The organism is Mycobacterium sp. 48b, assembly GCF_048282725.1.
GTDB lineage: Bacteria > Actinomycetota > Actinomycetes > Mycobacteriales > Mycobacteriaceae > Mycobacterium.
Map to the genome: position 1 here is coordinate 279887 of NZ_JBLVUL010000001.1, position 14267 is coordinate 294153.

General features: G+C 67.7%; 10 protein-coding genes and 1 pseudogene. 6 read left to right on the forward strand and 5 right to left on the reverse strand.

The genetic code is table 11. From position 1 onward, the window contains the following. Positions 1-8: 8 nt before the first annotated feature. Complete coding sequence (locus ACNQR1_RS01310) at positions 9-3008, forward strand: MMPL family transporter (protein ID WP_418043450.1); 3000 nt, start codon at positions 9-11, stop codon at positions 3006-3008. 7 nt (positions 3009-3015) lie between these two features. Here the strand turns inward: ACNQR1_RS01310 and ACNQR1_RS01315 are convergent, their stop codons facing one another. Continuing rightward, the gene (locus tag ACNQR1_RS01315; RefSeq protein WP_418043452.1) at positions 3016-4164 is read right to left on the reverse strand and encodes an AI-2E family transporter; all 1149 of its coding nucleotides are present in this window, start codon (positions 4162-4164) and stop codon (positions 3016-3018) included. A gap of 71 nt (positions 4165-4235) precedes the next feature. Between ACNQR1_RS01315 and ACNQR1_RS01320 the strand changes: the two genes are divergently transcribed. The 3 genes from ACNQR1_RS01320 to ACNQR1_RS01330 are packed head-to-tail and all read left to right on the forward strand — an operon-like array spanning position 4236 to position 6988. Continuing rightward, positions 4236-5414 (forward strand): lysylphosphatidylglycerol synthase transmembrane domain-containing protein, encoded by a 1179-nt coding sequence (locus ACNQR1_RS01320; RefSeq protein ID WP_418043454.1) that lies wholly within the window; start codon positions 4236-4238, stop codon positions 5412-5414. Between the two features lie 22 nt (positions 5415-5436). Further along, positions 5437-6636 (forward strand): M23 family metallopeptidase, encoded by a 1200-nt coding sequence (locus ACNQR1_RS01325; RefSeq protein WP_418043456.1) that lies wholly within the window; start codon positions 5437-5439, stop codon positions 6634-6636. Beyond that, positions 6623-6988 (forward strand): DUF3054 domain-containing protein, encoded by a 366-nt coding sequence (locus ACNQR1_RS01330; protein ID WP_418043457.1) that lies wholly within the window; start codon positions 6623-6625, stop codon positions 6986-6988. The genes ACNQR1_RS01325 and ACNQR1_RS01330 overlap by 14 nt, the downstream gene beginning before the upstream one ends. Here the strand turns inward: ACNQR1_RS01330 and ACNQR1_RS01335 are convergent. The 4 genes from ACNQR1_RS01335 to ACNQR1_RS01350 all read right to left on the reverse strand — a co-directional run bounded on the left by ACNQR1_RS01335 (position 6976) and on the right by ACNQR1_RS01350 (position 10221). Then, positions 6976-8316, reverse strand: coding sequence for a sensor histidine kinase (locus tag ACNQR1_RS01335; protein ID WP_418043459.1), 1341 nt, complete (start codon positions 8314-8316; stop codon positions 6976-6978). The genes ACNQR1_RS01330 and ACNQR1_RS01335 overlap by 13 nt on opposite strands. 49 nt (positions 8317-8365) lie before the next feature. Continuing rightward, the gene (locus ACNQR1_RS01340; RefSeq protein WP_162563172.1) at positions 8366-9034 is read right to left on the reverse strand and encodes a response regulator transcription factor; all 669 of its coding nucleotides are present in this window, start codon (positions 9032-9034) and stop codon (positions 8366-8368) included. Between the two features lie 76 nt (positions 9035-9110). Then, complete coding sequence (locus ACNQR1_RS01345) at positions 9111-9494, reverse strand: heme-binding protein (RefSeq protein WP_064933716.1); 384 nt, start codon at positions 9492-9494, stop codon at positions 9111-9113. A gap of 169 nt (positions 9495-9663) precedes the next feature. Beyond that, positions 9664-10221, reverse strand: coding sequence for a hemophore (locus tag ACNQR1_RS01350; RefSeq protein WP_418043461.1), 558 nt, complete (start codon positions 10219-10221; stop codon positions 9664-9666). Between the two features lie 270 nt (positions 10222-10491). Here ACNQR1_RS01350 and ACNQR1_RS01355 point away from each other — a divergent pair, with 270 nt between their 5' ends. Both ACNQR1_RS01355 and ACNQR1_RS01360 read left to right on the forward strand, forming a co-directional pair. Further along, on the forward strand, positions 10492-13350 hold the full coding sequence (locus ACNQR1_RS01355) for an MMPL family transporter (protein WP_418043463.1): 2859 nt from the start codon (positions 10492-10494) through the stop codon (positions 13348-13350). Positions 13351-13766: 416 nt separating this feature from the next. After that, a pseudogene (locus ACNQR1_RS01360) lies at positions 13767-14225 on the forward strand (XRE family transcriptional regulator); the annotation flags it as partial. Positions 14226-14267: the final 42 nt, after the last annotated feature.

A 14267-nucleotide genomic window follows, 5' to 3' on the forward strand; every position in this document is an offset into this window, starting at 1 on the left:
GAGCCTAAGTGTTCGCCTGGTGGGGTCGAACGGTGTACCAGTTCAGGTACATCGTCATCGGTGTCATGGTGGCGCTGTGCCTAGGTGGCGGCGTCTACGGCGCCAGTCTCGGAGAGCACGTCACACAAAGTGGTTTCTACGACGAGGGCAGCCAGTCGGTCCAGGCGTCGTTGTTGGGCGACGAGGTCTACGGCCGTGACCGCACCAGCCACGTCGTCGCCATCCTGACGCCGCCGGATGACAAGTTGGTCACCGACAAGGCGTGGCAGAAGAAGGTCACCGAGGAACTCGACCAGGTGGTCAAGGACCACCCGGATCAGGTCCAGGCCTGGGTGGGCTGGCTGAAGGCGCCTGACGTTGCATCGCTTGCCGCGATGAAGACCGAGGACCAGCGCCACACGTTCATCAGCGTGCCCCTCAAGGGTGACGACGACGACGCGATCCTCAAGAACTACCAGGCCGTCGAGCCCGATCTGCAGCAGGTCAACGGCGGCGACATCAAGCTGGCCGGCCTCAACCCGCTGGCCAGTGAACTGACCGGCACCATCGGCACCGACCAGAAACGCGCCGAGCTCGCGATCGTGCCGCTGGTGGCGGTCGTGCTGTTCTTCGTGTTCGGCGGCGCGGTCGCGGCCGCCCTGCCCGCGATCATCGGTGGTCTGACCATCGGCGGCGCGTTGGGCATCCTGCGGTTCACCGCCGAGTTCGGGCCCGTCCACTTCTTCGCCCAGCCGGTTGTGACGATGATGGGCTTCGGTATCGCCATCGACTACGGCCTGTTCATCGTGAGCCGGTTCCGAGAGGAACTCGCCGAGGGCTATGACACCGAGGCCGCGGTACGAAGATCGGTGATGACCTCGGGCCGGACCGTGGCGTTCTCCGCCGTGATCATCGTGGCGTCCTCGCTGCCGCTGCTGCTGATCCCGCTCGGGTTCCTGAAGTCGATCACCTACGCGATCATCGCCTCGGTCATGCTGGCGGCGTTCCTGTCCATCACGGTGCTGCCCGCGGTTCTGGCCATCCTGGGGCCCCGGGTCGACGCGCTCGGCGTGACCACACTGCTGAAGGTGCCGTTCCTGGCCAACTGGCCGTTCTCCCGCCGGATCATCGACTGGTTCGCCGAGAAGACCCAGAAGACCAAGACCCGCGAAGAAGTCGAGCAGGGCTTCTGGGGCAGGCTGGTCAACGTCGTGATGAAGCGACCCATCGCCTTCGCCACACCGATCCTGGTCATCATGACGCTGCTGGTCCTCCCGATCGGCTCGCTCACACTCGCAGGTATCAGCGAGAAGTACCTGCCCCCGGACAACGCCGTGCGCCAGTCCCAGGAGCAGTTCGACAAGCTCTTCCCCGGCTTCCGCACCGAACAGATCACCCTGGTGATGAAGCGCGAAGACGGTGAGCCGATCACCGATGCCCAGATCGCCGACATGCGCGCCAAGGCACTGACCGTGAAGGGCTTCACCGATCCGGACAACAACCCGGATGCCATGTGGAAGGAACGCGCGGCCACCGACAGCGGGTCCAAGGACAAATCGGTCCGGGTGATCCAGAACGGCCTGGTCAACCGCGGCGACGCGGCACAGAACATCGCGGACGTGCGGGCCCTACAGCCCCCGCACGGCATCGAGGTGTTCGTCGGCGGCACCCCGGCCCTGGAGCAGGACTCGATCCACAGCCTGTTCTCCAGACTCCCGCTGATGGTGACGATCCTGGTCATCACCACCACGGTGCTGATGTTCCTGGCCTTCGGCTCGATCGTGCTCCCGGTCAAGGCCGCGCTGATGAGCGCCCTGACCCTCGGCTCGACGATGGGCATCCTGACCTGGATGTTCGTCGACGGCCACGGCTCAGGACTGCTGAACTACACGCCACAGCCACTGATGGCACCGATGATCGGTCTGATCATCGCGGTGATCTGGGGTCTGTCCACCGACTACGAGGTGTTCCTGGTCTCGCGCATGGTGGAGGCCCGAGAACGCGGCATGTCGACCGCCGAGGCCATCCGCATCGGTACCGCGACGACCGGTCGCCTCATCACCGGTGCCGCGCTGGTGCTGGCGGTGGTGGCGGGCGCGTTCGCCTTCTCCGACCTGGTGATGATGAAGTACCTGGCGTTCGGTCTGCTCATCGCCCTGTTGCTCGACGCCACGGTGATCCGCATGTTCCTGGTCCCGGCCATCATGAAGCTGCTCGGCGACGATTGCTGGTGGGCTCCGCACTGGATGAAGCGCATCCAGGAGAAGCTCGGCCTCGGTGAGACCGAACTGCCCGACGAGCGCAAGCGCCCGATGGGGCAGGAGTCCGCGGAGGATCCCCGCGCCCTGGCCGGCGTCGGTGCCCTGCCGGCACCCCGCCCGCACGACCCGACACATCCTGCGGCCGAGCCCAGGCGCCCGATGATGCCGAGGACCAACGCGCCCTCGGCCGCGGGCACGGCCCGCATCACCCCGCCGCAGAAGCAGCTGCCGCAGCAGCCCGGCCAAGAGCCGGCCACCACCCGGTTCGCCATGGCCCGCAATGCCGTGCGCAACGCGGTGAACACGGCGGTGAACACGGTCAACACCGCCACCGGAAACACCAGTGACAGCACGGAGCGCACGCCGCAGCAGCCCACCGGGCGGCCGGCAGGTGGCCCGGCGTCACCCCCGCAGCGGGAAGACCGTGAGATCGAGTCGTGGCTGGGTGCTCTGCGCGGCGGACCGGCCAAGGGCGGTCCCGCCAACGGCACTCCCCCGCCCCCGCCGCCGCCGCCCCCGGCACCGCGTCCGTCGGCCGATGCCACCCGCGCCATGCCGCAACCGCAGCAGCGTCCGCCTGCCGGTGGTGAGAGTGCGCCGACGACCGCGTTCAACGCGCAGCGGCCGGGCCAGGGGCCGGGTCCGAATCCACGCCAGCGTGATCAGGATCCGTCGACCCAGAAGTTCAACCCGCGCGACGACGAACCTCCACGTCGCGGCGGCGGGATGAGCGCGCAGGATCTGCTTCGCCGCGAAGGCCGGCTCTGATCCAGGACTAGCGGTCTGGATCGTTCGACGGCAGGTCGTCGGCAGGGGCTTGGATCAGCACGCTGTCCGAGTCCTGCTGCCGGGCCTCCTCGGCGTCGGGATCGTCGGCCAGCAGGATCCGGGTCGCGCTGTTGATGAACGCGACCGTGGGCACGGCGAGCAGCGCGCCGACGATGCCGGCCAGTACACCGCCGCCCGCGATGGCCAGCACCACAGCCAGCGGGTGAATCGACACCGCACGGCCCATCACCAGCGGCTGCAGAACGTGCCCCTCCAGCTGCTGCACCGCGATGATCAGGCCGAGGGTGATCAGTGCATAGACGAACCCCTTGGCCAGCAGCGCCACCACGACCGCCAGGAATCCGGCGACGACCGCACCGACCAGCGGGATGAAGGCACCCATGAACACCAGCGAGGCCAGCGGTAGCGCCAACGGGATGCCCATGATCGCCAGGCCGGTACCGATGCCCACCGCATCGACCAGGGCCACCAGGAACGTCGCCCGCATGTAGCCGCCCAGCGAGTGGAAACCGGCCCGGCCCGCGTCGCGGACCCGGTCGCGCACATGGTTGGGAAAAACCTTGGTGACGAACGCGAAGATGCTGCGCCCGCCCTGCAGCAGGAAGATCAGGGTGAACAGCACCAGAAGCGCGCCGGTGAGCAGTTCGGTGAGGGTGCCCGCGGTGGACAACGCCCCGGTGGTGAGCTTCTCCTGATTGCGTTGCAGCGCCTCGATCGCGGTGTTCCCGGCCTGGTCGATCTGCTCCTTGCTCAGCTGCAGCGGGCCGTTGATCAGCCAGTGCCGCAGCCCGTCGATGCTTCGGGTCACCTGCTCCACGAGTTGCGGTGCACCCTCGATGAATTGGGAGATGACGAAGCTCAAGATGCCGCCCACCACCGCGAAACTGGCGAGCAACACCAGGGCCACGGCGGCGCCACGGGGGGCACCGCGACGGTCCATGAAGTCGACTGCGGGCAGCAGCAACGCGGCGACCATGGTGGCCAATGCCACCGGCACCACGATCACCTCGAGGTGTTTGATCAGCCACAGCAGTGCCACGACGGCTGCCAGGATGACCAGCAGCCGCCATGACCAGGCCGCAACCTTGCGGACGAACGGCGTGACGGCCTCATCAGCAGCAGGATCCAGTGCCATGTCGGTAGCGTAATGCGGCGCGCCCAGCAACCGGCGATGTCGACACGACCTGCGCGGTTACCCTGTAGGGCGTGTCACAGGACGCGCCGGCCGACACAACCCGGGACCGGGTCGGCTCCACGCGCGGCAGGTACTGGTGGGTGCGGTGGGTGGTCATCGCACTCGCGGTGACAGTTCTCGCCGTCGAGGTGACGCTGGTCTGGGACCAGCTGGCGAAGGCATGGCGGAGCCTGCTGACCGCGAACGGATGGTGGGTCCTGGCGGCGGTGGGCGCTGCGATGGCCTCGATGCACAGCTTCGCCCAGATCCAGCGGACGCTGCTGCGCTCGGCGGGAGTGCCCGTCCGGCAGTGGCGTTCGGAGGCCGCGTTCTATGCAGGCAACGCGCTGTCGACCACCATGCCCGGCGGCCCGGTGCTCTCCGCGACGTTCGTGTACCGCCAACAACGCATCTGGGGTGCCTCACCGCTGGTGGCCTCGTGGCAGCTGGTGATGTCAGGGGTGCTGCAGATCGTGGGCCTGGCGTTGCTGGGCCTCGGCGGGGCACTTCTGCTCGGCGCCAGCAAGAACCCGCTGTCGCTGATCTTCTCCCTCGGCGCGTTCCTGGCGATCATCCTGTTGGCCCAGGCCGTGGCCACCAGACCCGAGCTGATCGACGGCATCGGGGCCAAGGTGCTGTCCTGGGTCAACTCGTTGCGCGGCAAGCCCCCGAACACCGGGCTGGGCAAGTGGCGCGAGATCCTGCAGCAACTGGAGTCCGTCAGCCTGGGCCGGCGCGACCTCGCGGTGGCGTTCAGCTGGTCGATGTTCAACTGGGTCGCCGACGTGGCCTGCCTGGCGTTCGCCTGTTACGCCGCCGGCGGGCACCCGTCGCTGGCCGGGGTCACCGTCGCCTACGCCGCGGCCCGTGCGGTGGGCTCGATCCCGTTGATGCCGGGCGGTCTGCTGGTGGTGGAGGCCGTGCTGGTGCCCGGGCTGGTCTCCTCCGGAATGACGCTGGCGTCGGCGATCTCGGCGATGCTCATCTACCGCCTGGTCAGCTGGATCTTCATCTCCACGATCGGGTGGGTGGTGTTCTTTTTCATGTTCCGTACGGAGAAGGACCTCGATCCAGACGCCGGCGGGCCGGCAATCCAGCCAGACGCCGGCGGGCCGGCAATCCAGCCAGACGCCGGCGGGCCGGCAATCCAGCCAGAGGCCGGCGGGACGGCAGTCCCAGACGGTCGCACCTCTCCAAACCCTGAACCCTGAATACGAGCGCGAGGAGACGTCCATGCGAATCCGGTACCCGATCGCAGTGCTCGCGCTGACCTTGGCCGGGTGTTCGTCGGCGCAGGCGCCGCAGTCGGAGTCCACCACGACCACCACGCCGCCGCCGGTGGTCACCCCGGTGGTGGGATCGGTTCTGGCAGAACCGGTCCCGGTGGCTGCCACCGACGGTCGCACCCACCTGGCCTACGAGCTGATGCTGACCAACACCTCGCCGAGCGCTGTCACCCTCAACTCGTTGAGCGCCTCGACCGCCGACCGCAAGTTGCTCACCTTGTCCGGGGACAGCCTCAAGTACTGGACCAGGGTTGTCGGCAATTCCGCCGTCCCGACCAACATGATCGGCCCCGGGCAGAGCGCGTATGTATGGCTGGACGTCGTCGCCGACGATCCGACGCAGGTGCCGGGACAACTCACCCACGAACTCGGAATCACCGTGGCCAAACCGATGCCGCCACTGGTCCCGGCGACGCTGACCGAGCCGGTGGCGCCGGTGACGGTGCAGACCCGCAAGCCGGTGTCCATCACCCCGCCGCTGACCGGGGACAACTGGGTGGACGCCAACAGTTGCTGCGATATGACACCGCACCGCATGGCGCTCAACCCGATCAACGGAAAAGTCTGGGCCGCAGAACGATTCGCCATCGACTACGTGCAGCTCGGTGCCGATGGCCGGCTGTCCAACGGAGACCGGGCCAAGGTCGCGAGCTATCCGTACTTCGGTGCGGAGATCCACGCGGTGGCCGACGGGCCGGTGGTGGCGGTGCTCGACGGACTCAACGAGCAGGTCCCGGGTGTCACGCCGAGCGGCCTCACCCTCGCGCAGTACGGCGGCAACCACATCGTGCAGGACATCGGCGACGGCAACTACGCCTTCTACGCGCACCTGCAGCCGAACAGCCTCAAGGTCAAGCCCGGCGACAAGCTCAGTACCGGGCAGGTCATCGGCGCCCTGGGCAACTCCGGCAACTCCGACGCACCGCACCTGCACTTCCATGTGATGGACGGCCCGGATCCGTTGGCGTCCAATGGCTTACCATTTACCTTCAAATCGTTCCGGCTCGATTCGCGGCTCACCTCGCTGGCCGTCGCCGATGCGCTCTTCGACGGCAAGCCGGCCGCACGGCAACCGGGCTTTGCCGAGCGCGACCAAACCGACGTCAGCCCACTGGTACTGGATGTGATGACATATGCGACGAGCTAGCGTGGCGGCGTTCCTGGCCGACCTGATCTGTGTGGTGGTGTTCTGCACCATCGGACGGCGCAGCCACGCCGAGGGCATGACGGTGGCCGGGGTCGCCGAGACGGCGTGGCCGTTTTTGACCGGAACCGTGGTGGGCTGGTTGCTCTCCCGCGGTTGGCAGCGCCCGACATCGTTGGCGCCCACCGGAATCGTGGTGTGGGTCAGCACCGTCGTGGTGGGCATGGTGGTGCGCAAGCTGACCTCGGCCGGCGTGGCCGTCAGCTTCATCGTCGTCGCCTCGCTGGTGACCGCGCTGCTGCTGTTGGGCTGGCGCGGGGTGCTGGTGGCCGTCCGCCGACGTCAATCTGTCTGAGCCGCAGCACCGGAGGACGACACCGGCGCAGCCACCGTCAACGTCGCGCGCAGACCGCCGAGCGGCCCGTCGGACAACGTGATCGCGCCGCCGTGCAACTGAGCCTGCTGCGCCACCAGGGCCAGGCCCAGTCCGGAACCGCCCACCGTCGCGGTGCTGCCCCGGCGGAACCGGCCCAGAACGGTCTGGTGCTCCTCTACCGGTAACCCGCGGCCGTTGTCGTCGACGGTGATGACGAGATGCGTATCGCTTCGGTGGGCGGTCACCACGATCCGGGTGGCCTCGCCGTGGATGATCGCGTTGCGCACCAGGTTGTCCACGGCGATGCGCAGCCCGCCCGGCCAGCCCAGCACCAGACCGACGTCGTCGTCGACCTGAACGTCGATCCGGACATGCTCGCTGCCCCGGGCGTTCTCTCTGACCACGCGGTCGAGCAGGTCGGCGATGTCGATCAGTTCACGGTCCTCGGCCTGGGCCAGTTCTCCCGAGGCGAGTTGGCCCAGCGCGGTGATGATCGCCTCCACCCGGCGCTGCGCACGCGACAGGTCGGCGACCACTTCGTCGCGTTCGGATTCGGGCAGGTTGTGGATGCGCAGCGTGTCGAGATCGGCGCGCATCGCGGTGAGCGGGGTGCGCAGTTCGTGCGCGGCGTTGGCGGCGAAATCCTGTGCGGCCTGAAGAGAATTGGTGGTGGCGCGCTGCGCGGCGGCCAAGCGGGTCAGCATGCCCGCCATGGCTTCCGAGAGGTCCTCGGCCTCCCGCACACCGCGCACCTTCGGCATCGTGTCGGTACCGCTGTCCAGTTTCGAGGTCTGCTCGGTGAGCTTGCGCAGCGGCCGGATGGCCGGGCCGGCCAGCAGCCAGCCGAGGCCCCCGGCCACCAGAACGGTGGCGACGCCGAACCCGGTGTACAGCGGAATCCTGTTGGGACTCAACAAGATGCTGTCCGCACGGATACCGATGGACATCAGCACCCCGCCGTGCTGGTCCACATGGACGGTGCGCACCCGGTAGTCGACCCCGTTGACCTCGACGGTCTCGGTGCCCGGCGGCAGAGCCGGTAACTGGAAGCCCCGCTGGAACACCACCTGGCCGGTCGACCGCGACCGGCCGGTGGTCAGCACACCGCGAGTCGGATCCTGCAGATGCTCTGGGCTGATGCTGGCGTCGACGATCGAATCGAGCCTGCGGTCCAGTTGGGCGGAGTCGTTGTTGGCCAGCGCCACCGAGGTCAGGATGGTGAACATCGCGACCACCGCCGCGGCCGCCAGCGCCGAGGCCACCGCGACCCTGGTACGCAGTGACGCGGAGCGGATGAAGCCGAACATCCGCACCTACTGCTGGTTCCTCGCCGCGCCCGTCACGCGACCCTCGCGCTCACGCGTCCTCACGCAGGACGTACCCGATACCCCGGACGGTGTGGATGACGCGCGGGACGTCGGGACGCTCGAGCTTGCGCCGCAGATACGAGATGAAGACATCGGCCACGTTGGTGTCCACGTCGAAGTCGTATCCCCAGACCAGCTCGAGTAACCGCTGCCGGGACAGCACCACCCCGGTGTTCTCCGCCAGCACGGCCAGCAGGTCGAATTCGCGCTTGGTCAGGTCGACCCGGTCTCCGCCGACGAACACCAGCCGGCGGGCGGTGTCGATGGTCAACGCGCCGACGGTCATCGTGTCCGACGGGCGGTCGGCATGGCTGGCCCGCCGCAACAGGGCGTTGAGCCGTGCCACGAGTTCGCCGAGGTCGAACGGTTTGGTCAGGTAATCATCCGCGCCCGCTTCGAGCCCCGCGATGCGGTCGTTGACCGTATCGCGCGCCGAGAGCACGCAGATCGGGATCTCGTTGCCCAATGCCCGCAAGGCGGTGACCACGGCGACGCCGTCGAGTTCTGGCATCTGAACGTCGAGAACGAGCGCGTCATGCGACTCGTTCGACAACAGGCGCAGCGCTTCCTTGCCAGACGCCGCGACCCGGACGTCGAACCCCGAATGCCGCAGTCCGCGGGCAACCGAAGTACGCACATCCGGGTCGTCGTCGACCATCAGCACCGTGCGGTTCACGCTCTCGAGCGTCACGTGTCCTTCGCCGCTGGCGGGGGTTGCATCCACCCGCACTCGGTCAGGGGATGGAAGGAGCCGGAGCTTCGCCGCAGCGGTTCTTCAGGTCTACCAGCGGCTGGCGGATGCCGGTCAGCTCGGCCTTCGTCTGCGGGTTCGCTTCCAGGTAGTCGTGCACCTTGGTCTTGACCTCCTCGCGCGGCAGGCCCTCCAGGCTGGTGAAGAAGTTGTTCACATCGGGGTGGGTGAACAGGTAGGCCGAGGTCGATGCCGACACACCCGAAGCCACGCCGGCCAGATCGGCTGCGCTGCAGTTGGGGGGGTTGTTCGCCGGGTCGTCGGCAAGCGCCGACGGGATGGCGCCGAACAGCATCGCACCGGCTACAGCGCCGGTGCCGGCCACGCCAGCTACCACGCGCCGCGCATTTCGGGCCGAGAGCAACATGGTCAAGCTCCTTCATCGGATGGGGTAGGCCGTAACCCCAATCGGTTATCGGCTCAAGAAAGCTAAGCAGAATCCTTGACGACTTTCCTGCCTTGCGCGCAAACCGCCGCGCCCGTTGATGAATCCGCAGTTCAGCGGAGTCACCGTGGACGACGCGACGGCGGCCGAACTACCGGGTCGAGGCCGTGGCGGGGCCGGGAAGCGGACCGGAGCCCGCTGTCACCGACGACGGACGCGACGATTGCCCGGGCACCGCGACACTGGGCACCCCGACGTTCTGCGCCGAGGGCAGCGAGCCCGGCAAACCACCGGTCGCCGTCCCGCCCTGCGATTGGGTGGCCTGCATCAACCCCATCAGCTGCGGCAGGGTGACGGGCAGCTTGCAGCGTGCGCCCAGGCTGGCCAGGGGCTGCTGCAACTGCTGCATGTCCTTGGCGGCCTGAGGGTTGGCATCGAAATAGCTTTTGAGGGCCGCGATCGACTGGGCTCCACCCTGCTGCTGGCTGATGGTGGTCAGGGCCTGGTTGGTCTGCGGATGCGTGTCCAGATAGTTGCCGATGTTGGTGGCCACGCCGCCCGCGGTGCGGGCGACCTCGCTCGCGGCGCACGGGTCGGTCGCAGCCGTGGCCGACGGGACCATGAGCGCGGCCACCACGGCGCCGCCGGCGCCGGTCACCGCGAGGGCGGCGGCCAGACTGCGGCGCAGTCCACCGTTGGTCGGTTGCATGGAGTACTCCTTCAGCGTGGGCCCCGGCGCACACGTCAGCCGGGGTCGTCCTTGGCTATGTCGCCGGACAGCGCGCTTCTGTTAGCACTGTCGGGTCAGCCGCGTGAGCACAACGCTACGGATCTCAGCTGTGAGAGGTCTCAGGCCGATCTCAGAACCGCAAGAGAGCGGGCCACATTACACCGGTAGAGGTACGCTCTCGCTGGTACGAGCCAGGACACGCCCAGCCAGGTTGGGGGGAGAAAGCGGGGAAGTCGCATCCAGCAGTTCATGATGCGCTTGAGCAGCTATCTGCGCAGATTCCGCTGGGCGGTGTTCGCGACTTGGTTGCTGCTTCTGGTGCCCTCGATCTACCTCGCGATCAACCAGTCGTCCAATCTGACCGGCGGCGGGTTCGACGTCGAAGGTTCGCAGTCGCTCCACGTCCAGCGGCAACTCGAGGAACATTTCCCGGACCAGGGCGCGTCGCCGCTTGCCCTCATCGCGGCTCCCCGTGCTGATGCCTCGTTCCAGGACATGAACGCCGCGGTGGTGTGGCTGGAGAAGGTCGCGGGCGAGGTGCCCAGCGTCAAGATCGTGCCGAATCCGCAGCAGCCGGCCCCGCAGCCCGACCGGCCCTACGTCATCACGCTGCAACTGGACTTCAACAACACCGGCGCGGTCGATGTGGCCAAGCAGCTGCGCCAGAAGGTCGGTGTACACGGCGAAGAGCCCGGCGAGAGCGAGAACGGCAAGGTCAAGTTCTACGTCATCGGGCAGGGTGCGCTCGGCGCGGCCGCGACCCAGGCCACCAAGCACGACATCGCCGCGGCCGAGAAGTGGAATCTGCCGATCGTCTTGATCGTGCTGCTGGCGGTGTTCGGATCGCTGGCCGCCGCGGCGCTGCCGCTGGTGCTCGGCATCTGCACGGTCGTGGTGACCATGGGCCTGGTCTATCTGCTGTCGATGTACACCCAGATGAGCGTGTTCGTCACGTCGACGGTGTCGATGTTCGGTATCGCCCTGGCCATCGACTACTCCCTGTTCATCCTGATGCGCTACCGCGAGGAGCTGCGCGCCGGCCGGGACCCGGCCGATGCCGTGGATGCGGCGATGGCCACCTCGGGCCTGGCGGTGGCCCTGTCCGGCCTCACCGTGATCGCCTCGGTGACCGGCATCTACCTCATCAACACCCCGGTGCTGGTGTCGATGGCCACCGGCGCGATCCTGGCCGTCGCGGTCGCGGTGCTGACCTCCACGACGATGACCCCGGCCGTGCTGGCGACGTTCGGCAAGGCGGCCGCCAAGCGCTCGTCGTACCTGCACTGGTCCCGCCGCGCCGAGGCGACGCAGTCACGGTTCTGGACCCGCTGGACCGGCGCGGTGATGCGCCGGCCGTGGGCCTCGGCCGTCGCCGCGACGATCCTGTTGTTGATCCTGGCCGCACCCGCGTTCGGCATGGTGCTGGGCAACAGCATGCAACGCCAGTTCGAGCCCACCCACGAGATCCGCGGCGGGGTCAACGCCGCCGCCGACGCTCTCGGTCCCGGTGCGCTAGGCCCCGTGCGAGTTCTGGTGACCTTCCCCGAAGGCACTGCGGATGGGCCCAAGGGCACCGCCGTCCTCGACGCGGTGCGCCAGGAGATGACCCGCGCACCCCAGGTGCAGACTGTGCAGCCGCCGGTGTTCGCCGACAACAACACCAGCGCACTGCTGTCGGCTGTGCTGTCGGTGGATCCCGAGGATCTGGGCGCCCGCGAGTCCATCGACTGGATGCGTGACAAACTGCCGCAGGCCGCGGGCCCGAACGCGCGGGTCGACGTGGGTGGTCCGACCGCGCTGATCAAGGACTTCGACGATCGGGTTTCCAGTACCCAGCCGCTGGTGTTCCTGTTCGTCGCGTTGATCGCCTTCGTGATGCTGCTGGTGTCGATCCGATCGGTGTTCCTGGCCCTCAAGGGCGTGCTGATGACCGTGCTGTCGGTGGCCGCGGCGTACGGCAGCCTGGTCGTCGTCTTCCAGTGGGGCTGGTTCGAGGGGCTGGGATTCGAGAAGATCAGCTCGCTCGACAGCACCGTCCCGCCACTGGTCCTGGCGATGACCTTCGGTCTGTCGATGGACTACGAGATCTTTTTGCTCACCCGGATCCGGGAACGGTTCCTGCAGACCAACAGCACCCGCGATGCGGTCGCATACGGCGTCAGCACCAGCGCGCGCACCATCACCAGCGCCGCGCTGATCATGATCGCGGTGTTCATCGGGTTCGCTTTTGCCGGCATGCCGCTGGTGGCACAGCTCGGTGTGGCGTGCGCGGTGGCGATCGCCGTCGACGCGACCGTGGTCCGGCTGATCCTCGTGCCCGCGCTGATGGCCATGTTCGACGAGTGGAACTGGTGGCTGCCGCACTGGCTGGACCGGCTGCTGCCCGAGGTGGATTTCGAAAAGCCTTTGCCGAAGGTCGAAGTCACCGACCTGGTGATCATCCCGGACGACATCTCCGCACTGGGGCCGAGCGGTTCGGACCTGCGCATGATGGTGCGAACCGCTGCGCGGATGAAAACCCTTGCCCCGCAAACGATCATCGTCACCGATCCGTTGGCTTTCAGTGGCTGCAGCAAGCCGTCCACCCTGTTGGCGGCGCGGCGGCCCGGCGGCCCGAAGCGCTGCCCCGGGGTGCATCCGGTGACGATGTGGCGCGGCAGGCTGTCGGTAGCCGTGGACGCCCTGGAGGCCGAAGCCGACGCACAGCCGGCACCCATGGAGCGCCTCGGCCCGGTGGAGACCACGAATGTGCAACTGCCGACCGGTGATCGGCTGCAGATCCCGACCGGCGCAGAAACTCTGCGGCTGAAAAGTTATCTGATCATGTGCCGTAACAGCACCAAGGACTTTGAAGAGTTTGCTGATCTTGTCGACTCGGTAGAAACCGAGACCGCAGCTCTGGTGTTGTCGGGCATGGACCGGTATTACTGTGGGCAGAACCCGAAGAGCAGATGGGTGGCCACGCAGTTGGTGCGGCGGCTGGCCGACCCGCAACCGTCCGATGAACACGACTTCGTGATGTCGGACCCGGATGCAGCTGCCGAATGGGAGAAGGTCAGGCAGCGCTGCCTGTCAGTTGCGGTAGCAATGCTGGAGGAGGCGAAGTGACGTTGGCCCCCGACGTCCGGGAATCGAGGGATGCGCGGACTGCGCGTCGCGACGAAGTTCAGCCGGCTCAATCGCCCGCCCGACGTCCCCCGAGTCAGCGCACCCAAGCGCCCCAGGCGCAACGCACCCAGGCCCAGCGCACCACGACCCAGCGCGCCACGGCGGCCCAGCGGACGACGGCCACACCGCGTGCCGCAACCCCGCGGACGACGACGCCGCGCACTTCCTCGGAACGCAGTTCCGCACAACGCCCCCAGAATGCGCCCGCCCAGGTACAACGGAAACAGGAGCAACGCGCTCCGGGGCAGGACACCAAGGCACAGCGCACACAGGGGCAGGGCACGCAAACACCACGCACACCGGTACAGCGCTCGCAGCAGCCGGCACAGCCGCGACAGTCACGTCCGGCGAAGGCCGCGCCGCCGCAGCGTCAACCTGCATTCGACGATCGGCCGGTCGAGTACTGGCCGACCGCGGCCATCCGCGCGGCACTGGAGACCGACGACATGGCGGTCTGGCAGCGCATCGTCGCCGCGATCAAGCGTGATCCCTACGGCCGCACGGCCCGCCAGGTCGAGGAAGTGCTGCAGACCGCGCGCCCCTACGGGGTGTCCAAGGCGCTGTCGGAGGTCTTGGTGCGTACCCGTGAGCACCTGGAGTCCACCGAACGCGCCGAGGTGGCTCGCCAGATCCAGGCCATGCTGCGCCGTTCGGAACTGCAGGCGCCCGAGTTCGCTTCGCGCTGCGGGGTGTCCAACGAGTCCTTCGCGGACTATCTGGAGGGCACGACCAGTCCCCCGGCCTCACTGCTGCTGCGCATGCAACGGCTCGCGGACCGGTTCGCCAAGCTCTCCGCGCAGCGCTCCGCGAAATAGCCCGGATTCCTTGATCACCCAGGATCTCTGACCGAGAGTCGA

What these genes read in the sequence shown, in the direction of transcription:
- ACNQR1_RS01315 (WP_418043452.1), bottom strand. Translation starts at nt 4,164, where the DNA reads ATGGCACTGGATCCTGCTGCTGATGAGGCCGTCACGCCGTTCGTCCGC.
- ACNQR1_RS01325 (WP_418043456.1), top strand. Translation starts at nt 5,437, where the DNA reads ATGCGAATCCGGTACCCGATCGCAGTGCTCGCGCTGACCTTGGCCGGG.
- ACNQR1_RS01330 (WP_418043457.1), top strand. Translation starts at nt 6,623, where the DNA reads ATGCGACGAGCTAGCGTGGCGGCGTTCCTGGCCGACCTGATCTGTGTG.
- ACNQR1_RS01335 (WP_418043459.1), bottom strand. Translation starts at nt 8,316, where the DNA reads ATGTTCGGCTTCATCCGCTCCGCGTCACTGCGTACCAGGGTCGCGGTG.
- ACNQR1_RS01340 (WP_162563172.1), bottom strand. Translation starts at nt 9,034, where the DNA reads ATGGTCGACGACGACCCGGATGTGCGTACTTCGGTTGCCCGCGGACTG.
- ACNQR1_RS01345 (WP_064933716.1), bottom strand. Translation starts at nt 9,494, where the DNA reads ATGTTGCTCTCGGCCCGAAATGCGCGGCGCGTGGTAGCTGGCGTGGCC.
- ACNQR1_RS01350 (WP_418043461.1), bottom strand. Translation starts at nt 10,221, where the DNA reads ATGCAACCGACCAACGGTGGACTGCGCCGCAGTCTGGCCGCCGCCCTC.
- ACNQR1_RS01355 (WP_418043463.1), top strand. Translation starts at nt 10,492, where the DNA reads ATGATGCGCTTGAGCAGCTATCTGCGCAGATTCCGCTGGGCGGTGTTC.